Source organism: Kitasatospora sp. NPDC008050, assembly GCF_042957465.1.
GTDB lineage: Bacteria > Actinomycetota > Actinomycetes > Streptomycetales > Streptomycetaceae > Kitasatospora.
The window spans coordinates 217,246-238,950 of sequence record NZ_JBIBIJ010000002.1 but is presented as its reverse complement, the minus strand read 5'-3'; the positions used below and the strand labels follow the sequence as shown (position 1 = coordinate 238,950).

Here is a 21,705-nt window from a genome sequence, read left to right as displayed (position 1 = left end):
GGCCCCTGTCCCATGGGGGCGGTCGCTTCCGGCAGTTGCCGGGCGCGACCGCCCCTGTGTCGTCCCTGTGGCCGGTCGGGCGGACAGTCCGAGCGGACAGTCCGAGCGGACAGTCCGAGCGGCCGGTCCGAGCGGAGGGTCCGGGCCGACAGTCGGACCGGAGCGCACTCCGCATACAGATCGCAGATCGCATTACCACTGAAATCGCCCCAGCGGGCGGGTTTCGCAGAGTCGGCAGGCGGTCGGGCAAATCCACGACGGCGAACTGATCGGAGGTGACATGCTGCTGAGAAACAGGGGGCTGGAACCACTGCCAAGGCCAACGGACGGCGCCGGACCAGCGCCCGCCCCAGCCCGCACACGAACTGCCCCAAGCACCGTAGAGGTCCCGCCGGAGGTCGATGTGTCCGCCAGCATCAATCCCACCGTCCGCCGCAGACGGCTGGGCGCGGAGTTGCGCAGGCTGCGCGAGCAGCGCGGCATGACGGCCGAGCAGGTGGCCGACCGACTGATGGTCTCCCAGTCGAAGATCAGCCGGCTGGAGAACGGCCGGCGCAGCATCAGTCCGCGCGACGTGCGCGATCTGTGCGACGTCTACGAGGTCATCGACCCCAAGATGCGCAACAGCCTGATGGAGATGGCCCGGGAGTCCAAGCAGCGCGGCTGGTGGAACGAGTTCGGCGACATCCCCTACAGCGTCTACATCGGCCTGGAGGCGGAGGCGTTCTCGATCCGCGCCTACGAGTCCTCCTTCGTGCCGGGCCTGTTGCAGACCCGGGAGTACGCCGAGGCGGTGGTGCACGGCACCCAGCCGGACACCGACACGGAGGCGATCCGCCGCCGGGTGGAGGTCCGGCTCAAGCGCCAGGAGCGGCTCACCGGGCAGGACCAACTGGCCAGCTACTGGACGGTGATAGACGAGGCGGTGCTGGCCAGGGAGGTCGGCGGCCCGGCGGTGATGGGCCAGCAGCTGCGCCGGCTGCTGGAGGCGGGCGAGCAGGCGAACGTCAACATCCAGGTGATCCCGTTCCAGCGCGGTGCCCACCCGGGGATGACCGGCACATTCTCCCTGCTGGAGTTCCCGGAGTCAGCCGATTCCACCGTTGTGTACTTCGAAGGGGTGACGAGCGACCTCTACTTGGAGAAGGACGCCGATGTCCGCCGCTATACCGGTCTCTACGACCACCTGCGCGCGGCTGCTCTGGGCGTCGCCGAGTCGCGGTCACTGATAACCACCTATGCGGAGGTATACGACAATGAGCTCCAAGACCCTGACCGTGAGCCCGGCTTGGCGTAAGAGCAGCCACAGCGGTGGCAACGGTGCCTGCGTGGAGGTCGCGGTACCGGCTCCGCTCGCTGTTGCCGTTCGGGACTCCAAGGACCCGGCCGGGCCGTGGCTGCACTTCGCCCCGGCCGCCTGGCACGCGTTCGCCGCGGCCGCCGGGCAGGGGGAGTTCGGTACCGTCTGAGCCGGCCGCCGGGGCCCGGCTCAGCCACCCGCACCCGTGCCGGCGGGAGCGCTCACCCCACCGGGTAGCGCTCGCGCCAGGCCGGTCCGGCCCCCGGGCCGTGCAGTTCGGCCCCGTGGCTGAGCTCCAGCACCAGGTCGTCCGCGAGCTGCAGGATGGTGCCGCGCCCCTCCAGTTCGGCCAGCCACTCGGCCGGCAGCGCGGTCTCCCCGTGCAGCGCGCCGAGCAGATTGCCGCAGACCGTCCCGGTGGAGTCGCTGTCCCCCGAGTGGTTGACCGCGAGCAGCAGCCCCGCGCGGACGTCCTCGGCCACCAGCGCGCAGTAGACGCCGATCGCCAGCGCCTCCTCGGCCACCCACCCCTCCCCCAGCGAGGCGACCCGCTCCGCCGAGGGCTCACCGGCCCGCACCGCCGTCAGCGCGCCGTGCAGCGCCATCGCCGTCTCCTCGTGCCCCGGCCGCTCGGCCAGCAGCGCGAGCGCCAGCTCGACGCCCTCCTCCACGCTGCCGCCGCGCAGCACGCTGTGCACGATCACGGACAGCGCCGCCGCCGAGAGGTAGCCGGTGGGGTGGCCGTGCGTCAGCACCGAGCACTCGACGGACAGTTGGAAGACCAGCGCGGGCTCCCAGCCGAGCAGCAGTCCGAACGGCGCGGCCCGCATCACCGTCCCGCAGCCCTTGGAGTGCGGGTTCTTGGGCGCCGCCAGGGTGCCGAGCCGCGCGGCGTCCGGCCCGGACAGCCCCGACAGGCAGGCCTGGCCCGGGGCCCGTCGGCTGTAGAGCCACTCCTCGCGCCCCAGCCAGCCGAGATCCTCGCGCCGCTCGTCCGGCCCCCAGCCGTGCTGGGTCCCGGCCCAGCGCAGATAGGCCTGGTGCACGTCGGTGGGCGGGTGCCAGCCGCCGGTGCCCTGGCGGACATGGGCCCGGATGAGACCGTCGACGGTGAACAGGGTCATCTGGGTGTCGTCGGTGACCGCGCCGCGCGCGCCGTACGCCGGGACGTAGCCGGTCACCCCCTGCGGGCCGTGCGCGGCGCGGATCCGGTCGAGCGACTCGAACTCGATGCCCGCGCCCAGCGCGTCGCCGATCGCGCCGCCGAGCAGGCAGCCGCGCACCCGGCTGCGATAGTCCTGCTGCTGGGCGCGCGACCACAGGGGTATCACGGGGGAACGGCCTTTCGCTGGACGGCAGGACCGCACCAGGGCCTCCCCCGGGGCGCCCCCGCACTGTAATTCGTCCGGGTGGCGCGTGGCGACCGCTTGCGACCGGGGAGTTACCGGTCGGCGGGCACCTGCGGGGCGGTCAGGGCGTCAGGCGGTTCGGGCCGCGGAAGAGGAAGACCGCCTCGCGCAGCGACCCCAGCCCGAGCAGCGCCATCAGCATCCGGCCCAGCCCCATGCCGAAGCCGCCGTGCGGCGGGCAGCCGAAGCGGAAGCAGTTGAGGTAGTCCGCCAGCGGCCCGGTGTCCATGCCCTTCTCCGCCGCCTGCTCGACCAGCACCTCGTAGCGGTGCTCGCGCTGGGCGCCCGTGGTGATCTCCAGGCCGTTCCAGAGCAGGTCGAAGCTGAGCGTCAGGTCCGGCCGGTCGGCCGGCCTGGCGTGGTAGAAGGGACGGATGCTCGCCGGGTAGTGGGTGACGAAGACGAACTCGTGCCCCGTCTCGCGCCGCAGGTACGCGGACAGGGCCCGTTCGCCCTCCGGGTCCAGGTCGGTCTTGGTGCCCTCCGGGTCCCAGCCGAGTTCGGTGCGCAGCAGGTGCTGGGCCCGCTCCATGGTGATCCGCGGGAACGGCGTGCTCGGGACGTGGACCTCGACGCCGTACCGTTCCCGGATCTGCTCGCCGTGCCGCTCGGCGACCAGGGCCAGGGCGTGCGCGATCATCTCCTCCTCGAACCGCTGCACCTGCTCCACGTCGTCGGTCCAGCCGAGTTCGACGTCCACGCCGGTGAACTCGGTGGCGTGGCGGGAGGTGTAGGAGGGCTCGGCGCGGAAGACCGGGCCGATCTCGAAGACCCGGTCGATACCGCCCGCGATCGCCATCTGCTTGTAGAACTGCGGCGACTGGGCCAGGTAGGCGCTGCCGCCGAAGTAGTCGAGCCGGAACACCTCGGCGCCGGACTCGGAGGCGGTGCCCATCAGCTTCGGGGTGTGCAGCTCGGTGCAGCCGGCGGCCCGCGCGTATCCGCGCATCCCCTGCTCGAAGGTGCTCTGGACGGCGAGCACCAGCTGGGCGGCGGGCCTGCGGCGCAGGTCCAGGAAGCGCCAGTCGAGCCGGGGTTCGGGCCCGGAGTGCTCGTCGATCGGCAGCGGCGCGGCCGCCCGGTTGAGCAGCTCGACCGACTCGGGGACCAGTTCGAGACCGCCGAGCTTCACCACCGGGTTGGCCACCACCCGTCCGGTGATCCGCACGGCGGACTCGGTGGTCAGGCTCTCCAGCAGGTCGGTCAGCTCGTCGGCGGCCTTGCGGTGGGTGACCTGGACGACGCCGGTGTGGTCGCGGACCAGCACGAACTGCATGGTGCTCTGCAGGCGCAGGGTCTGCACCCAGCCCGCGACGGTGACGGTCTCGCCGGTGTGCCCGGCGAGGTCGGCGACGTGGGTGCGCTCGACGAAGGCTTCGGGCTGGGGCTGGGGCTGGGTTTCTGGGTGGATCATCGCAGTCCTCCGGGGACCTCGGCTGATCCCTTGGACGTGCGGGCGAGAAGGGTGACTCGCGGTGCCACCGCACGTTCGCCGCCACCCGGTCGGACTCGGGTCGGGTGGCGACCTCATTGCACTGCTCGACGCTCCGGAGTGTCTTCACCGTGGGGCACGAGACCGCCTTCACAGCTGCCGGCGGCTCTCTCGGCTCGCGGAATCCCGCGGCTACTCGTCTCCTTCATCGCGCTGAGCAGGAGGATAGAGCGGGTACCGAGGAGCACGCAACGACATTCCGCTCGTGCCCCGTCAGACCACCTCGGCCAGTTCGCGCAGCAGCTTGGCCTTCGCCCGGGCACCGACCATCGACTTCACCGGCTCGCCACCCTTGAAGACGATCAGCGTGGGCATCGAGAGCACCCCGTAGGCGGACTGGGTCTCGGGGTTGAGGTCCACGTTCACCGAGACCACCTTGATCCGGTGGGCCTCCTCCACCGCGACGGCGTCCAGCACCGGTGCGATCATCCGGCAGGGCGGGCACCAGTCGGCGGTGAAGTCCACCAGGACCGGCAGCTCGGACTCCAGCACCTGCGCGGCGAAGCTCGCATCGGTCACTTCCAGCACGTGGCCGGCCATCGGCTCACCCTCCAAGGTTGTTGTGGGACTGCCAGGGCCTGTCGTCAGGCCCTAGGTCAGCTCGCAGCGGGGTTCGGCGTCCACGCTCGCCACCATCAGCTCCGCGCGGGCCAGTTGCCCCGCCACCTGCTCGCGCACCGCGCCGAGCCGGGCCAGGCAGTCGTCCAGCTCGGCCAGCTTGCGCCGGTACACCTCCAGCGAGGCCGGGCAGGTGTCCCCGTCGGGGTGCCCGGCCTGCAGGCACTCCACGAACGGGCGGGTGTCCTCCAGCTCGAACCCGAACTCCTGCAGCAGCCGGATCTGCCGGACCAGCCGCAGCTCCTCCTCGCCGTAGGCCCGGTACCCGTTGCCGGTGCGCCGGGCCGTCAGCAGGCCCCGCGCCTCGTAGTAGCGCAGGGTGCGGGTGGTTGTCCCCGCCCGCTCCGCCAGCTCTCCGATCCGCATGGTTCGCACCTCCAGCCCGCTCGACGGCTCCACCGTAGACCTTGACCCTGACGTCAAGGCCAGCAGCACATGCGGGGACGTGCGGGCGGGCTCCGGGGCAGGCTCCGGGGGGCTCAGCAGGCGGCGAGGCGGGCCAGCTCCGGCCCGGTGAGCCGCAGCGCGCCGGCCGCCACGTTCTCGACCAGGTGCTCCGGGTTGCCGGTGCCCGGGATGGCCAGCACGTGCTCGCCCTGCTGGAGCGTCCAGGCCAGCCGGACCTGGGCACCCGTGGCGCCGTGCGCCCGCGCGATGTCGAGCACCGCCGACTCCTCGCCCGCGCGCTCGGCCGGGCCGCCCTCGCGCCCGTCGCCGGCGATCGCGAAGAACGGCACGAACGCGATGCCCTGCTCACCGCAGGCCGCCAGCACCGCCTGCTGCTCGGCCGTGGCGCCGACCCCGTAGCGGTTCTGCACGCAGACCACCGGCGCGATCCGCTGGGCGGCGGCGAGGTGGTCGAGCCCGACGTTGGAGATGCCGAGGTGGCGGATCAGACCGGCCTCGCGCAGCTCGGCCAGCGCACCGAACCGCTCGACGAAGGCCGGCAGCTGCCCACCCATGATCCGCAGGTTCACCACGTCCAGGTGGTCCCGGCCGAGCTGGCGCAGGTTCTCCTCCACCTGCCCGCGCAGTTGCTCCGGGGTGGCCGAGAGCCACTCGCCCGAAGGGTCCCGGCCCGGCCCGACCTTGGTGGTGATCACCAGGTCGGCCGGATACGGGGCCAACGCCGAGTTGATCAGCTCATTGGCGGACCGCAGCCGGGAGAAGTAGAAGGCCGCCGTGTCGATGTGGTTCACGCCGAGCTCGACCGCGCGCCGCAGCACCCCGATCGCCCGGGGCCGGTCGCTGGGCGTGCCCTGGTCGAAGGCGCCGCTGCCGGTCAGCCGCATGGAGCCGAAACCGATCCGATGGACCGTCAGGTCGCCCAGCGTCCAGCTGCCGGCGGCGGACGCGGAAGGGGCCGAGGGTGCGTGGGGGGAGGTCATGCGGGGGAGTAAACCACATCGGAGCGAAATGTCCGAGGGCGCCAACTATCGGGCGAATCACCCACATTGACAACGCTCGGGGGCGCGGAAGAGTTCCCGCCGGAGCGGCCCCCCGCACCGCTCCGGCGGGGGTCCGTGGCGTCAGTCGATGACGCAGTCGGCGGCCTTCACATCCGAGGGGCAGGGCAGCCGGCCGACGGTCTTCGCGAAGGCGGCGCCCGCGTCCACCACGGACTGCGGCACCTTCATCTGCCACTGCGGGCTGAGCGCGATCGCCTCCCAGCCGGGCAGGCCGACCGGCGGCTTGTCGCGGGTGACCGTGATGCCCGGACCGGCGGCGACCTGGTCCAGTGTGGCGTTGGCGGCGGTGATCGAGACCTGGGTGCCGTCGGGCCGGTCCACGTCGACGGCCTCGTCGTACAGGCCGAAGCCGTCGGTGCCGGTGATGTACTCGAACACCCTGGTGCCGTCCGGGCGCACGGTCGCCAGGCAGGACGGCTTCTCGTAGCCGGGCTTGCGGTCGCGCCCCTCGTCGGTACCGCCCTTCCAGTCGACGCAGTCGGTCTTGGGGGCCCGGATCCCCGTCGGGACGGGGGCGTTGGTCACCGACAGCATCACGGTGGAGGCACCGGCACCGTCGTTGTACTGGAGCTGGACGTAGCGCGTGTTGGCGTTGCCGCGGAACTTGACCGCGTACGTGTCCAGTTCGGCCAGTTGGCCGCCGGGCGGCAGCTGGTCGTGCAGGATCTTCAGCATCGCCTGCCAGGTGAGGTCGGCCGTGGCGGGCGCGGCGGAGGGGGGCGCCGAGACGCCGGACGAGTCAGTCGCCGAGACGCTGGGCGAGGCGCTGGGCGAGGCGCTGGGCGAGGCGCCGGAGGAGGCACTCGACGACGCGCTCGCCCCAGCCGCCGGGACGCTCTGCGCCGGGCCGCCGCGCTGCGTCACCACCGCGCCCACCGTCACCAGCGCGGCCACCATCGCCGCCGCACCGGTGATCTGCAGCCCGCGGCGGATCCGGCGCCGCTGCCGCCCCGCCCGGCTGCCCGCCGCGACCATCGCCGCGACCGGCGGGTCCAGTTCGCCCACACTCTCCACGAGCATGCCGGCCAGGTCGTCTTCAAAGTCCATCAGGATTCCTCCTGCTCGTTCTGCACGTTCTTCGGTCTGCTCGGTTCCGGTCACCTCCGGAACAGCAACTCGCGATCTTCGGACAGCAGTTCACGCAACCGGGCCAGCGAGCGGGTGTTCAGGCTCTTGACGGCGCCGGTGCTGGTCCCCAGCGCCTCGGCCACCGCCTCGATGCTGTAGTCCTCCAGGTAGCGCAGCACCACCACGGCACGGTTGCGGGGCGGCAACTGACGCAGCGCCGCCACCAGCGTCAGCCGCAGCTCGGTCCCGTCCCCGTGCTCGCCGGTCGGCTGGTCGGGGACCGAGGCGACCGCCAGCTCGCCGGAGCGGCGCAGCCGGCGGTGCGAGAGGTAGGTGCGCAGCAGTGCCTTGCGCGCGTACGCGTCGATCGCGACGGCCTCGCCGTTGCGCTGCAGCCTCCCCCACACCGCGAACAGCTTGGCGAGCGTCGTCTGCACGAGGTCCTGCGCCTGGTGCCAGTCCCCGCACATCAGGTACGCGACCTGGAAGAGCTTGCGGGCCCTGGAGGAGGCGAATTCCTCGAAGCTCAGCCCTTCGTCCATGTGGTCCCCCGGTGGTCCTGCGGTGTTCGGATCGATCGACACCACCTAGGACGCCGCACCGCAGCGAGAGGTATCACGGCGGTCCGGAGCCGGCCCCGGCGAACCACGAGACACGGCCGGGCTCAGTCCACAGGGGCCGGGGTCAGTCCACGGGGGCCGGGGCGGTCATCGGCAGCCGCAGGGTGAAGACCGCGCCCTCGCCGGGCCGGCTGGTCGCGGTCACCGTTCCGCCGTGGGCGTGCGCGAGCTGGCGCACGATGGCCAGCCCCAGGCCGCTGCCGCCGGTCTGCCGGCTGCGGGACTTCTCGGCACGCCAGAACCGGTCGAAGACGTGCGGCAGCTCGTCCGGCCCGATGCCGGTGCCGGTGTCCGCCACCTCGATGACCAGTTCGCCGCCCACCGGCCGGGCCCCGACCGTGACGCTCCCGCCGCGCGGGGTGTGCCGCACGGCGTTGTCCACCAGGTTCCCGACGGCCTGGCGCAGCCGCACCGGGTCGGCCACCAACTCGGCCTCCCCGTCGGCGGCCGGCACGCTCAGGAGCACGCCGGCGGCCTCGGCCCGGGCCCGGTGGGCCTCGGTGACCTGGTCGAGGAGCTCGGCGATCCGGACCGGCTCGCGGTGCAGGCGGAAGGTGTCCGCGTCGGCCGCCGCCAGGTCCCGCAGGTCGTCGATGATGTGCTGCAGCAGCAGCGCCTCCTCCAGCAGCGAGGCGATCAACGACTCGTCGGGGACGGCCACGCCGTCCTGGGTGGCCTCCAGCCAGCCCCGGATGTTGCTGAGCGGCGTGCGCAGCTCGTGCGCGACATCGCTGACCATCGCCTTGCGCTGCTCCTCGATCCGCTCACGGCGTTCGGAGAGGTCGTTGAACGCGGCGGCCAGGTAGCCGATCTCGTCGTTGCCGGTCACCGGGACGCGGGCGTGCGGCTCGGTGGGGTGCTGGGCGGCGTCGGTCAGCGCGCGCAGCGGCCGGACCAGGCGGGTGGCGAGGAGGACCGAGAGCGCCACGGTCAGGGCCAGGACCAGGCCGCTGACGCCGGCGATGCGCAGCGTGCCGCCTCGGGTCAGGTGGAAGGCGGGGGTGGTGATGCCGTTGCTGTCGGTGATGAACAACAGTGCGGCGGGGGCGACGTAGGGAGCGAGCTGCTGGCGGCGGCTGGAGTCGACGCAGCCGGCCACGGCCTGATCGGCGCTGTCGGCCTTCGGGTTCGGCAGCGGGGTGGGTGTGGCCGTCGGGGAGGGTGTGGCCGTCGGGGAGGCGGCCGGGGCGGCGGCGGGGCCGGGGGTGACCGCCGCACCGGGCGGGATGACCACCGAACCCGGGGGGCGCCCCGTGCTCTGCACCTGGGGGTCCTGGGGGTTCGGCACCACCCCGGCGGGTCCGATGCCGAGCTTGACCGGCCCCAGCCCCTCGGGCGACAGACAGGCGTCGACCAGCTCGCCGAGCCCGCTCAGCGCCTTCTGCTCGGTCGGGGTGGGAGCGGACAGCTGGGGCAGGGCGCAGGCGGTGGCGGTGGCGCTGTCAGGGGCGAGCCCGGCGACGGTCACGTTCGGCCGGCCGCTGGGGTCGGTGCCGGTCTCGGCGGCGAATCCGCGCGTGCGCAGGCAGTCGGCGGTCGCGGCGGCCTGCGCACGCAGCCGGTCGCGTTCCTCGGGGGTGAGGGCGAACGGCCCGACGGCGCGCGGGTCGATGCGGGTGGTGCCGCCGCCCGGTGCCAGTGTCCGGTCGACGGCGAGCGGGTCGATCACCGCCGACGCCTTGGACGACACCGCCGATGCCCTGGACGGCACCGGCGACGCGTGCGGGGCGATGGAACCGCCGATGGGCTTGCGGCTCTGGTCGGTCAGGGCGATGTGACGGCCCGTCCGCTTCGCCAGATCCGCCAGTACGGGCCCGGCGTCGTCCCAGTTCTGGTGGGTCGCCGCGTAGCCGAGCAGGGTTTCGTAGATGCCGGCGTCCTCGGAGAGGGTCTGGACCTGCTCCTGCTGGATCTCCTGGGAGGTGGTGTTCACCGCCAGCCAGGCGGTGGCTGCCACCGAGCAGACGGCGACCAGGATCGAGGCGGCCAGCAGCCGGACCAGCAGGCTCTTGCGCAGCGGGACCCTACGGCGCATGGTGGCGCCCGCCCGTGCCGTCGGTGAGCTTGTAGCCGACGCCGAAGACGGTCAGCAGGCGTACCGGGCGCCGGGGGTCGGGTTCGATCTTCCTGCGCAGGTTCATGATGTGCACGTCGATCGTGCGCTCGGATATGTACTGGCCGAACCCGCCGGTGCCGCCCAGCAGTTGAGCCCGGCTGAAGACCTGTTCGGGGTGCGCGGCCAGGGTGCTGAGCAGGTCGAACTCCCCTGGTGTGCAGGGCACCTGGGTGCCGGCGACGCGGACCTCGTGGCGGTCGGGATCCACCGTGAGGTCGCCGACCCGCAGCACCCGGTCCGCCACCTCCCGGACCTGCGTCCGCTGCGAGCGCCGCAGCAGGACGCGCACCCGGGCCATCAGCTCACGGGGGCTGAACGGCTTGGTCATGTAGTCGTCGGCGCCCAGGTCGAGCCCGAGCAGCAGGTCGTCCTCGGCGGACCGGGCGGTCAGCACCAGGATCGGGAGTTCGGACTCGCGGCGCAGGATGCGGCAGACATCGAGGCCGTCCACCCGGGGCATCATCACATCGACGATCAGCAGGTCCGGCGCCCGCCGCCGGACCTCGTCGATCGCCGCCCGTCCGTCGTGCACGACGGCGGCGGTGTGGCCCTCCAGCTCCAGGTAGCGACGGATCAGTTCGGCCTGCTTCGGATCGTCCTCGGCCACCAGGACATATGCGCTCACGCGTTCGATCATAGGGTGGGTCCGGCGTTCCACCCGGCGCGTGTGAGCTGTCATCAGGCCGCGCCATCGGAATCGAAAAACATCCTGACAGCTTCCAAACATCCGTTGGCGATCATCGCAGCCATGCCGAAGTCAACTGATGATCGTTCCCAGCGTCCGGACCGCCGGCTGCTACGGACCGCGGTGTTCTCCGCTGCGCTGCTGGTCCCGCTGGCCGCACTGACGGCCTGCGGTTCCGGCTCGGGCGCGCAGAGCGGTGCGCAGGGCATCGCGGTGGCCTCGCTGACGAGCAGCGCGGGTCCGAGCAGCCCCGCCGCCGGGGCGCAACCCCCCGCCGCGGGCGCCCCTCCCGCCGCGGGCGCGGCCTCCGGCACCCCGTCCCCCGGGGCGAGCGCGGGCTCCGGTGCCCCGTCCCCCGGGTCCACCGCCAACCGCCCCCAGGAGCGGCTGGACGACACCACCGCGCACGTCGCGCAGCTCTGGACCGGCTACTACAACTGCCTGGGCGACAACGGAGTCCCCCTGACGGGCGGGATCGGCTACCCCGGACAGCCCGTCCAGAAGCAGCCGCCGCCGGGAACGTCCATCCCCCCGGCCGCTGAAGCGGCCTGCCTGCCCATGATGCCGCTGGTGCCGCCGGAGACGGATCCGAAGCTCAACCCGAACTACAGCACCGACTTCAGCGCCTGGGTCAACTGCATCAACAGCAAGGGGCTGAAGGTCAAGGCCTATGGCACTTCGGGCAGCGGGGACAGCGGGTGGACCTACGACGGGCAGCCCACGATGCCCCAGGCCCAGCAGGACCAGGTGATCTCGGCCTGCAAGATGGAGGCGTTCAGTGGCAGCGGGCACTGACGCCGGGCGCGTCGACCTCGCCGATGTCCCCGCCGCCGATCCACCCCCACGGCGCAGCCGCAAGCGGCGGGTGGTCGTGATCGTCGCTCTGGTCGTGGCAGTCGGCGGCGTCGGAGCGGGCGCGGTGGGGCTCCGCGGCCACGGGAAGCCGGCCAAGGCCGCGAGCAGCAGCGCACAGGTGCAGACGATCGCCGTGGTCAAGACGGACCTGTCGAACTCCCAGACCCTGAGCGGCACCCTGGGTTTCGGCACGGCCCAGACCCTGATGGGTGCCAAGCAGGGCATCGTCACCGCACTCCCCGCCGCGGGAACCACCGTGACCAGGGGTCAGCAGCTGTACCGGGTCAACGACCAGCCGGTGCCGCTCTTCTACGGCGGGACCCCGCTGTTCCGGTCCCTCGACAAGCCCAACCTGGTGGGCCGGGACGTCCAGGTGGTGGTGAGCAACCTGCAGGCGCTCGGCTACGACGTGGGAGCACAGCCGAAGATCGGCACCGTGATCACCCAGCCCGCGCCCGACCCGGCACCCGGCACCAGCACGCCGCCGCCGAAGGACGGGGCAGGACCGGCGGTGCCGGCCGCCGCGACCAGCACGCAACCGTCCGGCTCCGGCGGGGCGGCAACGGGGCCGACCTCGGGCAGCACGGGTGCGCCCGGGGCGCCCGGCAGCGGGGCGACCGCTCCGGCAGCACCGACCGCCCCGGTTGCCCCCGTTGCCCCGGTGGCGCCGGCCGCCCCGACCACCGGCAGCAGCACGCCGGCGGCGCCGACCAAGGTCACGGTGGGAGAGGGCGACGGGGTCGTCACCACGTCCCTGATCGCCGCGGTCAAGCACTGGCAGAAGGACGCCGGCCTGCCGCAGACCGGCAGCCTCGGTATCGGCGACGTGGTGGTCCTGCCGGGCGCGATCCGGGTCGGCACGCTGCAGACGCAGCTCGGCGAGCAGGGGGCCGAGGCGCTGATGTCGGTCACCCCGACCGACAAGGTGGTGACCGTGCCGGTGGATCCGGCCAATGTCGGTTCGATCAAGCAGGGCGACAAGGTCACCGTCAGCCTGCCCGACAGCTCGACGACACCGGGCACGGTCGCCGGCATCGGCACGGCCGTCCAGGGAAGCCCCAAGGGCACCTCCGGCGGGGGTGCCGGGCTGAACACCCCGCCCACGGTCGACGTGACCGTGGCCGTCGACGACCCCTCGAAGGTGAAGAACTTCGACTCGGCCACCGTCCAGGTCGCCTTCGTGTCGGCGACCGCGAGCGGAGTGCTGGCCGTTCCGGTCGGCGCGCTCCTCGCGCTCAGCGGCGGCGGCTACGCCGTGCAGCTCCAGGGCGGCGGGCTGGTGGCGGTGCAGACCGGCATGTTCGCGAAGGGCATGGTGGCGATCACCGGCAACGGCATCGAGGCGGGCACCCGGGTGGTGACCACCACATGACTCCGGTGCTGGTGGTGCGCGGGGCCGGGATGGCCTATCCGGGCGGGGTCAAGGCCCTGGACGACGTCTCGCTGACCATCGACGAGGGCGAACTGCTGGCCATCCTCGGACCGTCCGGCTCGGGCAAGTCCACCCTGCTCAACATCATGGGCACCCTGGACCGGCCGACCAGCGGCACGGTGGAGATCGGCGGCCACGACATCGCGCAGCTCTCCGACCGCCGGCTGTCCGCGCTGCGCGGCCGCTGGCTGGGCTTCGTGTTCCAGCAGTTCCACCTCACCGACGGGCTCAGCGCCGTGGAGAACGTCGCCACCGGGCTGCTCTACGCCGGAGTGCCCCGCCGCCGACGGGCCCCACTGGCGCTGGAGGCGCTGGGCCGGGTCGGTCTGGCCCACCGCGTCGGGCACCAGCCGCACCAGCTCTCCGGCGGCGAGCGGCAGCGGGTGGCGATCGCCCGCGCGCTGGTCAACGAGCCCGCGCTGGTGCTCGCGGACGAGCCCACCGGCGCCCTGGACACGGCCAACGGCAGAGCGGTCCTGGCCCTGCTGACCAAGCTGAACGACGAGGGAACCACCATCGCGATCATCACCCACGACCGGGGCATCGCCGAACTGATGCCGCGTCGGATCGAAATCCTGGACGGGCACCTGGTGTCCGACAGCCGTACCGGGATCAGCGCATGAGCAACGGCGGCACTCACAGGTCCGGCGCGGACCACCGGCCCGCAGCCGACCACAGGCCCGGAGCCGACCAGCGGCCCGCAGCCGACCGCAGGTCCGTCGCGGACCGGACGAAGCCGGTGCGGCTGGCCCCGGGCGACGTGCTCGGCCTCGGGCTGCTCGGCATCCGCACCCGGAAGGCGCGTGCGGCGCTGTCGGCCCTGGGCATCTCCATCGGGATCGCCACGATGATCATCGTCATGGGCATCCCGGCCTCCAGCCAGAAGGCCCTGCTGGAACGGCTGTCGGCACTGGGCACCAACATGCTGCAGGCCACGGCCAACCCCGGCCAGAACCCTCCGGTGGTCTTCCCGCCCGAGTCGCCGGACATGGTCGCCCGGATCGGCCCGGTGACCATCGCCAGTGCGGTCGCCAACACCCAGACCACCGTCGCGCGCTCCGACAAGATCGACCCCGACCACGACACCGGCCTCGCCGTGCTGGCCGGCCGACTGAACCTGCTGCAGGCGATCAACGGCAAGGTCCAGACGGGCCGCTTCCTCGACGCGGCCACCGAGAAGTTCCCCACCACGGTGCTGGGCGCCGCGGCCGCGACCCGGCTCGGCATCACCACGCTGCCGCCCGGTGCGCCCGGCCCGCAGGTCTACATCGCCAGCCACTGGTTCACCGTCATCGGGATCCTCGCCCCGGTGCCGCTGGCGCCGGACATCGACCACGCGGTCCTGGTCGGCTGGGACGCCGCCAAGTCCCAGCTGGGCTTCGACGGCAACCCGACGGTGATCTACGTCCAGGCCCAGGAGTCACAGATCGAGGCGGTCCGTGCGGTGATGCCCGCCACCATCGATCCGCAGCAGCCGGGCCTGGTGCAGGTCAGTCGGCCCTCCGACGCGCTGGCCGCGAAACGGGAGACCCAGACCGCCTTCTCCGCGCTGTTCATCGGCCTCGCGGGCGTGGCCCTGCTGGTCGGGGGGATCGGCGTCGCCAACACCATGGTCATCTCGGTGCTGGAGCGGCGCAAGGAGATCGGACTGCGCCGGGCGCTGGGCGCCAACCGGGGGCAGATCCGGGGCCAGTTCCTCGCCGAGTCGGTGGCACTGTCCGGGCTCGGCGGCCTCGCCGGGACCGTCATCGGCGCCCTGGTGACCTTCGGCTACACCACCTCCCAGGGCTGGCCGCTGGTCATCCCGCTCCAGGTGCTGCTCGGCGGCATCGGCGGGGCGGTGCTGGTCGGCGTGGTGGCGGGCGTCTACCCGTCGATCCGGGCCTCCCGGCTCACTCCGACCGAGGCGCTGGCCTCGACCTGAGCCGGGATGAAGGGCCGGCCTGGGATGAGGGGCCGGCCGGGGGCGCGGGGTCGGCCGGGGGCGCGGGGTCGGCGCCGTGGGCCTCGGCGTTCGCGAAGATCACCTCGGTCAGCCAGCGGGTCAGGCCCGGCTCGAACGCGTCGAAGTGGTCGGCGTACCGGGGATCGTCGACGAAGGTCCGCCCGATGCACACGTGCATCGTGTGCGGGCAGTCGAAGTGCCGTGCGAGCAGGGCGCGGTGGCGCTCCGCGAGGGCATTGGCCCGGGCCGAGCCGGGCACGGTGCCGGCGCGCTTGGCGGCGGCGAGGTCGGTGTTCAGGGCCTCGGCCGTCGCGGTGTAGTCCTGCCAGTCCGCCGGGGTCTTCTCGGCGGCCCGCTCGGCGTACTGCGCCCACTGCTCGGTCTCGCCCCAGCGCTCCTCGGCCTCGTCGACCCAGGCGGGCTGCCAGTCGTCCCCGAAGATCTCGGCCTGCTCCTGCGGGGTCAGCCGGAGCCCGGTCCGCGAGGCCGCCATCATGCGGTCGACCGCGCCGACCATCGTCTGCAGCCGGGAGATGCGCTCCAGCAACTCGGCGCGCTGGCGGCGCAGGTGGGCACGCGCGTTCACCGCCGGGTCGTCGAGGAGCCGGCCGATCTCGGCGAGCGGGAAGCCGAGCTCCCGGTAGACGAGGACCCGGTGCACCCGGGCGATGTCCTCGCCCGAGTACACCCGGTAGCCCGCCCCGGTGCGCTCGCTCGGGCGCACCAGGCCGATCGCGTCCCAGTGGTGCAGCGTCTTCACGCTGACCCCGACGAGCGCCGCCGCGCGGCCGACGGTGAGCTGGTCCAGCTCGTGGGGGTTGGTCGTCACCTCCGCATTGTCACGCACCGGGCTGTCACGCACCGGGCTGTCACGCACCGGACGGGGACGCACCGGACGGGGACGCCGCCGGAACGTCGAAGCCCACCTCCCGAAGGGCCTGCGCCTGCGGGCTGTTCGGGTCGAGCGGGCGGGCGGCGGTCATGACGATGCGGGCGTTCTCGGGTGTGGTCACGGTCAGCTCGACCGAGTTCCACGGCATCTCCCGGGGGCCACTGGTGCACCCCGGCACAAGCTCCTCGCAGCGGGCGGCGGTCTCCGCGATCTGGCTGAGCACGCAGGAGACGCCGAGGCTGATCGCCGGGGGCTGTTCGGCCCGCTCCCCGGGGACCAGGAGGACGTCCTGGAAGGCCCACCGGCGCAGGTGGGTCAGCCGGCCGGGGATGGAGAAGAGGTCGACGAAGCCGAGCCCCCGGATCCAGAAGTCCCGCGAGGCCGCGAGGTCGGGGGTGGGGATGCTGAGGTACATCGGCATCCCGTAGATGCCCCGGTGGACCTCGGGCGCGACCGCGTCGAGGGCGGGCACGGGGACAGGGCTGGTGTAGCTGGAGCTGGTGAAGGTGGAGCTGGTGGATTCGGTCATGCGGTGATCGTGAAGCCTCCTGCAACGTCAGGGTCAAGCCGGGATATTCACACAGCACCCGGCTGACCGAGATAGCGGCCCGCGTGCCAACCGCCGCTGTTCGGCAGCAGGTGTTCGTAGTCACACGCGGCAACCGCCCAGTGGCCCGCCGCCCACAGCGCCTCCAGCAGGGCGCCCATGTCCCGCACGGCTGCCCCGGCTGCCGTCGGCACGCTCTCCGGTTCGTATTCGATCTGCCACGGCCAGTTGACGAAGTCATCGTCGGGCTCACCGGTGACCGGGTTTGCCGACAGCGTGACCTCCCAGCTTTCGCCGCTGACCCCGATGACACCCCAGGCCGCCCGCTGTACGGTTCCACCCAGTGCCATGGCCACCAGAAAGGCCAGCTCATCCTTGGTGAACCCGGTGCGGACGTACACGATGGCGTCACCGTCGAAGTCGGCGGACGGAGCTGTGTCACTCATCTGATCGGCATCCTCGGTCCACGGTCGAAGGGGCTGTCACGCTGCACGATAGATAGATCAATGCGCCGATTGACGGTGGGGACGAGCAACTGGTCGCGCCACTTGCTCAGGCTCAGCTGTCCGGCCCAGTCGGACAACTTGATCTCACCCGCCTTGATGATGCGGGTGTTCTGCGAATACTGGTAGGTGCGCTCTCGGGCACTGCCCGGGCTGGGAGTCTTGCTGTAACTCTCGGCAAGGATACGGTCGAACTCCTCCGGGTCGACCCTCACCATGACATCGATGTCCGACGCCGGCTCACTGCCTCGGGGCGCGTGTGCGAAATAGCCTGCGCGACTGCCCTGGACGAGGATGTCACCGTCGACTCCGCTGAACCGCTGCTTCAACGCATCCGAGAGCGCTTGGAACTGCTCCTCGCTCACGTTCTGTGGGCGGCCCATGATCTCGGGCACCAGTTCGTCGCGCCGAGCCCGGGACAGCCCCCTCCCGACAGCACCGCCGACCGCGCCGACCGTGACGTCGAGCGGATTGATGTTCCCTCCGTTGAACAGCGCGTCCTGCCCCGCACCCAGGCCGGCTCCGACGACCATCCGCCCAGGCAGCGAATCCAGCATGGTGGGCAGCCTCGTAGCAATGTTCGCCAGGGCGGGCGAGAGGTCCTCGGCGCCGGCGGCGACCCGGGCGAGGTTCTGGGCTCCACTGCCGAGCCCTCCGGCGACGCCCCCGGTGAACCCGCCGGTCTCGGCGGCTGAGAGCAGTTCGGTCCCCGAGAAACCGCCGTCCCCGAAGGCCATCCGGACGGGTTGCGCCACGAGTGCGTCCACCGCCGTGGACTCCACGGCCCCGAAAACGACCCCGGTGAGAGTCGTGGCGGCGATATCGGCGACTGTGGCCGACACGGTCACTCCGACGGTCTCGGCAGCCGCGACGAGACTCGCCGATACCCCGGCCGCCGCTGCCTCGGACAGTCCAGCGGTGAAGAAGGCCAGTGCCGTTCCGGCGATCAAGGTCGCGCCGATGACGGTGGCTTCTTCTTCAAGCTTGTGCTTGGCCTTGTCGATCTCGTCGGCGAACTTGTCGCAGCCTTCGGCGAGTTGTCGGCAGGCCTGGGCGGTATCCGGCAGTGCGCCCCTGCCACCGTCGTAGTACTGGTTCCAGAAGGTGTGGAAGGCCTCGATGGCCGGGCCCTGGTTACCCCCGATGACCGCCTGCGCCGCTCTGTTGGCTGCCGCTGTCGCACTGTCCAGTGCTGAGGCGAGCGCCCGCCAGGCGTCGGCGACCTGGCGCAGCCTCCCCGCGTCGGCATCGGGCCACCACATGCCCGTCATGTCGACGATCTTCTTTACCTCTGACTCGCCCATCCTGCCCCCTGCAAGATCAGCGCGATGACTACCTCAACTTGCCGGCGCTGTAAGCGTCCGCGTCGGCATGGTTCGCCGCGTGCGCGGTAAGCCCCTCATGGATGCTTGCCAGGCCCTGAACGAGCGTGCCGACCGCCTTGATCACTGCGTCATGCGGCGGGTGGTAGGCCGCACTGAACTCGGCCCCCTGCTTGTCAGCACCCCACGGGCTGCCAAGCCCCGCGAGCGTACTTTGAAGCGTACTCAGCGCCGTTTCGAGATCAGTGCTTTCGGTCGCGAAGGTCGGTGCCTGCGCGGTGATCTCGGCCGGATAGATCGATATCGTGCCGTCTGCCATGACCACGCCCCCGTTTGGTGTGCTCCTCGGCAATTTCAAGCGTAGCTGATCGTTTCCCGATGGGCGCGGTGCGCGACATTTCTCTGACGCTCCGTCAATCTGGCGAGCAGGAGGCCGCACCACGCGTGGCTGGCGCATCAAGATCAAGCCAGGGGGAGTCCGGTTGCCTTGAGGGCGGTGACGAAGGCCGACCAGGAGGGGGCGGGGAAGGCGAGGGCGGGGCCGTGGGGGTCCTTGGAGTCGCGGACGGGGACGAGGTCGGTGATGCCGGCCGCTACCTCGACGCACTCGCCATCTTCGTTGCTGAACGAGCTCTTGAACCATCGAGCTCGCAGCGGGTTGGGGCCGGACATCACATACCTCGATCTCATCGCGCCGAGTAGTCGGTGAGGGTGCGTTGCAGGAATTCCTGGGTCTGCCTGGGTGCGAGCGCAGCCGCTCGGAGGTGGTTGAAGGCGAACTTATATTGGTCCAGCTGCTCTTCGGTCTCAAGGTAGATCGAACTGGTCATCGCCTCCACCAGGATCACATCCCCTTCGGTCCGCTCCTGGAAGGACAGGATGACAAACGCACTTCCGATCGCTGGATGGGCGCCGACATCGAACGGGAGGACTTGCAGGGTCACTTCGGGCCCATCCGCAGCTGCCAGCAACCGCTTCACCTGCTCGCGCATCACGGGCGGACCGCCCACCTGATTGCGAAGCGCGGCCTCGCCGATCACGGCCCACATGTGCGCGCCTGTTGCGTCGAACCACTCCTGCCTCTCCAACCTCAAGCGGACCCGGCGCTCGATCTCATCAGACGGCAGTTTCCTACCGCCCTGCATGATGGCGCGTACGTAGTCCTCAGTCTGGAGAAGGCCAGGGATGAGCATCGGCTGGAAGGTGCTGATCTGGCTGGCTGCGGACTCAAGGCTGATGTACTCCGCCAAGCCCGGCTTCATCACGTCGTCATAAACCCGCCACCAGCCGCGCTTCTTGCTCTCCTTGGCGAGTTCGACCAGCCGATCCCGAGCCTCCTGATCCTTGAGGCCGTAAAGATCGAGCATCACGTTCAAATCGAGCATGCGCACGCCGCTGCGCCCGTTCTCAATGCGGCCGACCTTCGAAGCGTGGCAGGTGAGGTGGATGCCGACCTGCTCAGCGGTGAGGCCCGCGTCCTCGCGGAGTTGACGCAGCACACCACCAAGTCGACGACGCCGGACGGTTGGACTCTGATCTGCGGGCATAGCCGCACCTCCCCACACACGATCACTGACAGTCTGCCTTCGCGGGCGCATCAGATCCACAGCCGTCAACTTTTCGGGGCGACTTCTGAAGTGCAGGTTGCACTTTGGGCCCGCTCGCGGGCACGCTACTCAACGTAGCTCGTTGACTCACCATCAGTGATCATGACGGCTCGCCACCGGGCAGCCCCATGCCCTCGCCCGGCCGTCGCATCCTTCAAGCGCCGCCACCAGAGGGAGCACTGCCATGCCCGAAACCCTTGACCTGCTGCCCACTCCCGCCGGCGAGGACCACCGCTGACTGCCCAACAGCAAGCGCTCCCCCGGGCTCGCGCGGGAGATGCTGCGCTCGCTCCTGGCCCGCGTCGAGGGTGGGCAACGCTTCATCGAGGACGGGGAGTTGGTCCTGTCCGAACTCGTCACCAACGCGCTCCAGCATGGAACCAGAACCGGTCAGCTCATCTGGGTCGGCCTGCGCGCAAACCAGTCCGAGCTCTGGATCGCCGTGGAGGACGCGAGCGACCACCCCCCGCTCCCCCGCGAGACCCTCTGCGGCGAGTCCGGGCGAGGCCTACTGATCGTCAAACAACTCTCCGTGGCCTGGGGTTACGGCCCACGCGAAGGAGCCGGCAAGCGGGTCTGGAGTGTGGTCTCTCCCGGCTGGCAGAACTGAGGCAGGGCGAGAAACGCGCGCCCCCTGGCGGGTTCTGCGCGCCCTGCGGGCGGGCCGAACGGGTGAACCTCGGGGATCTGGCAGCACTGGCAATGTGGTCGCCGAGCTGCGGAAATGCCTTCCAGAACAAAGATTCTGACGTCGGCTCAGTCGACGTTCACCGTGCTACGTTCCGCCGCAACAAGAGCAAAAGATCGACCCCGGCGGTGGTGGAACACCCCGGGGCCCGGCACAGGAGCAAGACCTCCGATGCACGTACAGCGTACCGCGCACGCGCGCTTCTTCACGGTCCTTCCCAACGGCATGTTGCAGGATCGTCAGCTCAGTTACACCGCCCGAGGCCTCCTCGCCGATCTCCTCTCCCGAGCCGACGGCTGGCGCGAGGACGGGCGGCAGATGGCCGACACCAGCCCGCAGGGCCGCGCCGCGATCCGCCGGGCGCTCAAGGAGTTGACCGCCGCCGGCTTCTACCGGGTCGAAAAAGTCCGCCTGCCCGACGGCACGATCCGCAGCGAGGCGTACGTCTTCGACACGCCCCAACTGCCGGGCCGGCCCGCTGCCCAGCCCGCCCAACCGGCGGCGCCACCGAGTGTCACGCGTCCGGACCCCGGTGCAGCAGCCCCCGCTCCGCCTGTCGTCCCTCCCGTAAAGGAACCGGCGAAAGCAAACCCCCTCCCTCCCACTCCCACGGATCAGCACACCCGTTCGGCCGTCGCGCTGCTGTTCCGCGTGCTCGCCCCCGAACCACGGCTGCGCCTCGGCGAGGCGGAGGCAGCGGAGTTGGCGCCGCTGGTGAGCACCTGGCTGGAGCGCCGCGCGACCGCCGCCGACCTGGCCCAGGCGCTGCTGCCCTGCCTGCCCGTCCCGCTCCACTCCGCCAAAGGCCTGCTCCGCGACCGCCTGCAGCGCAAGATGCCGCCCGAGCCGGGCGCAGCACCACCAGCGCCCGTCCCCCGACTCGCCGAGTGCCCCTGCTGCCATGACCCCGTCCGAAGTCCCGGCATCTGCCGCGCCTGCGCGGGCCTGGACACCGCACCGGGGTCAAGCCCGCCCACCGCCACCGCCACCACCGCCACCGTCGGTGCCGCCGTTGCCCGCGAGGCGGTGCAGGCTGCCAAGAGCATGCTCGCCGGGCTGGGCAGAGCCGCACCAGCAGGTTCCCCCGGATGAGCGCCCCGGACGGCGAGGGGCGGGGGCCCGGGGCAGGCTGACCGG

24 protein-coding genes are annotated in these 21,705 nt (G+C 71.5%); 8 read left to right on the top strand and 16 right to left on the bottom strand.

Annotated features, from left to right (window positions below):
- Positions 1 to 403: 403 nt before the first annotated feature.
- Together ACFZB9_RS04570 and ACFZB9_RS04565 are read left to right on the top strand one after the other, a co-directional pair.
- A complete protein-coding gene (locus ACFZB9_RS04570; protein ID WP_391443532.1) occupies positions 404 to 1,297 on the top strand; it encodes a helix-turn-helix domain-containing protein in 894 nt (297 codons plus the stop codon).
- The gene (locus ACFZB9_RS04565; protein WP_391443531.1) at positions 1,257 to 1,469 is read left to right on the top strand and encodes a DUF397 domain-containing protein; all 213 of its coding nucleotides are present in this window, start codon (positions 1,257 to 1,259) and stop codon (positions 1,467 to 1,469) included. Before ACFZB9_RS04570 ends, ACFZB9_RS04565 begins: the two co-directional genes overlap by 41 nt.
- 52 nt (positions 1,470 to 1,521) lie before the next feature.
- On the opposite strand, the gene ACFZB9_RS04560 is transcribed toward ACFZB9_RS04565, so the two are convergent.
- From ACFZB9_RS04560 to ACFZB9_RS04520, 9 genes are all read right to left on the bottom strand, one after another.
- Complete coding sequence (locus tag ACFZB9_RS04560) at positions 1,522 to 2,631, bottom strand: ADP-ribosylglycohydrolase family protein (protein ID WP_391443529.1); 1,110 nt, start codon at positions 2,629 to 2,631, stop codon at positions 1,522 to 1,524.
- A gap of 139 nt (positions 2,632 to 2,770) precedes the next feature.
- Positions 2,771 to 4,123: an aspartate--tRNA(Asn) ligase gene (gene aspS / locus ACFZB9_RS04555; protein WP_391443527.1), complete on the bottom strand. Its 1,353-nt coding sequence runs from the start codon at positions 4,121 to 4,123 to the stop codon at positions 2,771 to 2,773.
- A gap of 291 nt (positions 4,124 to 4,414) precedes the next feature.
- On the bottom strand, positions 4,415 to 4,741 hold the full coding sequence (gene trxA / locus ACFZB9_RS04550) for a thioredoxin (protein WP_391443525.1): 327 nt from the start codon (positions 4,739 to 4,741) through the stop codon (positions 4,415 to 4,417).
- Positions 4,742 to 4,792: 51 nt separating this feature from the next.
- A complete protein-coding gene (locus ACFZB9_RS04545) occupies positions 4,793 to 5,185 on the bottom strand; it encodes a MerR family transcriptional regulator (RefSeq protein ID WP_391443523.1) in 393 nt (130 codons plus the stop codon).
- Between the two features lie 113 nt (positions 5,186 to 5,298).
- Entirely contained in the window at positions 5,299 to 6,207 is a 909-nt protein-coding gene (locus tag ACFZB9_RS04540; RefSeq protein WP_391443522.1) for an aldo/keto reductase, read from the bottom strand.
- A gap of 141 nt (positions 6,208 to 6,348) precedes the next feature.
- The gene (locus tag ACFZB9_RS04535) at positions 6,349 to 7,335 is read right to left on the bottom strand and encodes a hypothetical protein (protein ID WP_391443521.1); all 987 of its coding nucleotides are present in this window, start codon (positions 7,333 to 7,335) and stop codon (positions 6,349 to 6,351) included.
- 50 nt (positions 7,336 to 7,385) lie between these two features.
- Complete coding sequence (locus ACFZB9_RS04530; protein ID WP_391443520.1) at positions 7,386 to 7,898, bottom strand: SigE family RNA polymerase sigma factor; 513 nt, start codon at positions 7,896 to 7,898, stop codon at positions 7,386 to 7,388.
- Between the two features lie 142 nt (positions 7,899 to 8,040).
- Positions 8,041 to 10,011 (bottom strand): ATP-binding protein, encoded by a 1,971-nt coding sequence (locus tag ACFZB9_RS04525; RefSeq protein WP_391443519.1) that lies wholly within the window; start codon positions 10,009 to 10,011, stop codon positions 8,041 to 8,043.
- Entirely contained in the window at positions 10,001 to 10,729 is a 729-nt protein-coding gene (locus ACFZB9_RS04520; protein ID WP_391443518.1) for a response regulator transcription factor, read from the bottom strand. The genes ACFZB9_RS04525 and ACFZB9_RS04520 overlap by 11 nt, the downstream gene beginning before the upstream one ends.
- Before the next feature lie 111 nt (positions 10,730 to 10,840).
- Here ACFZB9_RS04520 and ACFZB9_RS04515 point away from each other — a divergent pair, with 111 nt between their 5' ends.
- Genes ACFZB9_RS04515 through ACFZB9_RS04500 form a run of 4 tightly spaced genes read left to right on the top strand, consistent with a single transcriptional unit; the run spans position 10,841 to position 14,988 of the window.
- Complete coding sequence (locus tag ACFZB9_RS04515; RefSeq protein ID WP_391443517.1) at positions 10,841 to 11,572, top strand: hypothetical protein; 732 nt, start codon at positions 10,841 to 10,843, stop codon at positions 11,570 to 11,572.
- The gene (locus ACFZB9_RS04510) at positions 11,556 to 13,004 is read left to right on the top strand and encodes a peptidoglycan-binding protein (protein ID WP_391443516.1); all 1,449 of its coding nucleotides are present in this window, start codon (positions 11,556 to 11,558) and stop codon (positions 13,002 to 13,004) included. Before ACFZB9_RS04515 ends, ACFZB9_RS04510 begins: the two co-directional genes overlap by 17 nt.
- A complete protein-coding gene (locus tag ACFZB9_RS04505; protein ID WP_391443515.1) occupies positions 13,001 to 13,687 on the top strand; it encodes an ABC transporter ATP-binding protein in 687 nt (228 codons plus the stop codon). The genes ACFZB9_RS04510 and ACFZB9_RS04505 overlap by 4 nt, the downstream gene beginning before the upstream one ends.
- Positions 13,684 to 14,988, top strand: a complete 1,305-nt coding sequence (locus ACFZB9_RS04500; protein ID WP_391443514.1) for an ABC transporter permease — start codon at positions 13,684 to 13,686, stop codon at positions 14,986 to 14,988. Before ACFZB9_RS04505 ends, ACFZB9_RS04500 begins: the two co-directional genes overlap by 4 nt.
- On the opposite strand, the gene ACFZB9_RS04495 is transcribed toward ACFZB9_RS04500, so the two are convergent.
- The 7 genes from ACFZB9_RS04495 to ACFZB9_RS04465 all read right to left on the bottom strand — a co-directional run bounded on the left by ACFZB9_RS04495 (position 14,957) and on the right by ACFZB9_RS04465 (position 19,772).
- Complete coding sequence (locus ACFZB9_RS04495) at positions 14,957 to 15,838, bottom strand: MerR family transcriptional regulator (protein ID WP_391443513.1); 882 nt, start codon at positions 15,836 to 15,838, stop codon at positions 14,957 to 14,959. The genes ACFZB9_RS04500 and ACFZB9_RS04495 overlap by 32 nt on opposite strands.
- Before the next feature lie 40 nt (positions 15,839 to 15,878).
- Positions 15,879 to 16,430, bottom strand: coding sequence for a VOC family protein (locus ACFZB9_RS04490; RefSeq protein ID WP_391443512.1), 552 nt, complete (start codon positions 16,428 to 16,430; stop codon positions 15,879 to 15,881).
- Between the two features lie 47 nt (positions 16,431 to 16,477).
- The gene (locus ACFZB9_RS04485) at positions 16,478 to 16,849 is read right to left on the bottom strand and encodes a hypothetical protein (protein ID WP_391443511.1); all 372 of its coding nucleotides are present in this window, start codon (positions 16,847 to 16,849) and stop codon (positions 16,478 to 16,480) included.
- Positions 16,850 to 16,890: 41 nt separating this feature from the next.
- On the bottom strand, positions 16,891 to 18,255 hold the full coding sequence (locus ACFZB9_RS04480) for a hypothetical protein (protein ID WP_391443510.1): 1,365 nt from the start codon (positions 18,253 to 18,255) through the stop codon (positions 16,891 to 16,893).
- Between the two features lie 28 nt (positions 18,256 to 18,283).
- Complete coding sequence (locus ACFZB9_RS04475) at positions 18,284 to 18,592, bottom strand: WXG100 family type VII secretion target (RefSeq protein ID WP_391443509.1); 309 nt, start codon at positions 18,590 to 18,592, stop codon at positions 18,284 to 18,286.
- Between the two features lie 143 nt (positions 18,593 to 18,735).
- Positions 18,736 to 18,945, bottom strand: a complete 210-nt coding sequence (locus tag ACFZB9_RS04470) for a DUF397 domain-containing protein (RefSeq protein ID WP_391443508.1) — start codon at positions 18,943 to 18,945, stop codon at positions 18,736 to 18,738.
- Positions 18,946 to 18,959: 14 nt separating this feature from the next.
- Positions 18,960 to 19,772, bottom strand: a complete 813-nt coding sequence (locus tag ACFZB9_RS04465; protein ID WP_391443507.1) for a helix-turn-helix domain-containing protein — start codon at positions 19,770 to 19,772, stop codon at positions 18,960 to 18,962.
- 346 nt (positions 19,773 to 20,118) lie between these two features.
- Between ACFZB9_RS04465 and ACFZB9_RS04460 the strand changes: the two genes are divergently transcribed.
- Positions 20,119 to 20,490 carry an ATP-binding protein gene (locus ACFZB9_RS04460; protein ID WP_391444272.1) on the top strand — a complete coding sequence of 124 codons (372 nt, stop codon included), beginning with the start codon at positions 20,119 to 20,121 and terminating at the stop codon, positions 20,488 to 20,490.
- Between the two features lie 249 nt (positions 20,491 to 20,739).
- Positions 20,740 to 21,660 carry a hypothetical protein gene (locus tag ACFZB9_RS04455; RefSeq protein ID WP_391443506.1) on the top strand — a complete coding sequence of 307 codons (921 nt, stop codon included), beginning with the start codon at positions 20,740 to 20,742 and terminating at the stop codon, positions 21,658 to 21,660.
- The last annotated feature ends 45 nt before the right edge of the window (positions 21,661 to 21,705 follow it).

Coding starts and splice junctions, on each gene's coding strand:
- ACFZB9_RS04565 (WP_391443531.1), top strand. CDS start 1,257: ATGAGCTCCAAGACCCTGACCGTGAGCCCGGCTTGGCGTAAGAGCAGC.
- aspS (WP_391443527.1), bottom strand. CDS start 4,123: ATGATCCACCCAGAAACCCAGCCCCAGCCCCAGCCCGAAGCCTTCGTC.
- trxA (WP_391443525.1), bottom strand. CDS start 4,741: ATGGCCGGCCACGTGCTGGAAGTGACCGATGCGAGCTTCGCCGCGCAG.
- ACFZB9_RS04545 (WP_391443523.1), bottom strand. CDS start 5,185: ATGCGGATCGGAGAGCTGGCGGAGCGGGCGGGGACAACCACCCGCACC.
- ACFZB9_RS04540 (WP_391443522.1), bottom strand. CDS start 6,207: ATGACCTCCCCCCACGCACCCTCGGCCCCTTCCGCGTCCGCCGCCGGC.
- ACFZB9_RS04535 (WP_391443521.1), bottom strand. CDS start 7,335: ATGGACTTTGAAGACGACCTGGCCGGCATGCTCGTGGAGAGTGTGGGC.
- ACFZB9_RS04530 (WP_391443520.1), bottom strand. CDS start 7,898: ATGGACGAAGGGCTGAGCTTCGAGGAATTCGCCTCCTCCAGGGCCCGC.
- ACFZB9_RS04525 (WP_391443519.1), bottom strand. CDS start 10,011: ATGCGCCGTAGGGTCCCGCTGCGCAAGAGCCTGCTGGTCCGGCTGCTG.
- ACFZB9_RS04520 (WP_391443518.1), bottom strand. CDS start 10,729: ATGATCGAACGCGTGAGCGCATATGTCCTGGTGGCCGAGGACGATCCG.
- ACFZB9_RS04515 (WP_391443517.1), top strand. CDS start 10,841: ATGCCGAAGTCAACTGATGATCGTTCCCAGCGTCCGGACCGCCGGCTG.
- ACFZB9_RS04505 (WP_391443515.1), top strand. CDS start 13,001: ATGACTCCGGTGCTGGTGGTGCGCGGGGCCGGGATGGCCTATCCGGGC.
- ACFZB9_RS04500 (WP_391443514.1), top strand. CDS start 13,684: ATGAGCAACGGCGGCACTCACAGGTCCGGCGCGGACCACCGGCCCGCA.
- ACFZB9_RS04490 (WP_391443512.1), bottom strand. CDS start 16,430: ATGACCGAATCCACCAGCTCCACCTTCACCAGCTCCAGCTACACCAGC.
- ACFZB9_RS04480 (WP_391443510.1), bottom strand. CDS start 18,255: ATGGGCGAGTCAGAGGTAAAGAAGATCGTCGACATGACGGGCATGTGG.
- ACFZB9_RS04475 (WP_391443509.1), bottom strand. CDS start 18,592: ATGGCAGACGGCACGATATCGATCTATCCGGCCGAGATCACCGCGCAG.
- ACFZB9_RS04470 (WP_391443508.1), bottom strand. CDS start 18,945: ATGTCCGGCCCCAACCCGCTGCGAGCTCGATGGTTCAAGAGCTCGTTC.
- ACFZB9_RS04455 (WP_391443506.1), top strand. CDS start 20,740: ATGCACGTACAGCGTACCGCGCACGCGCGCTTCTTCACGGTCCTTCCC.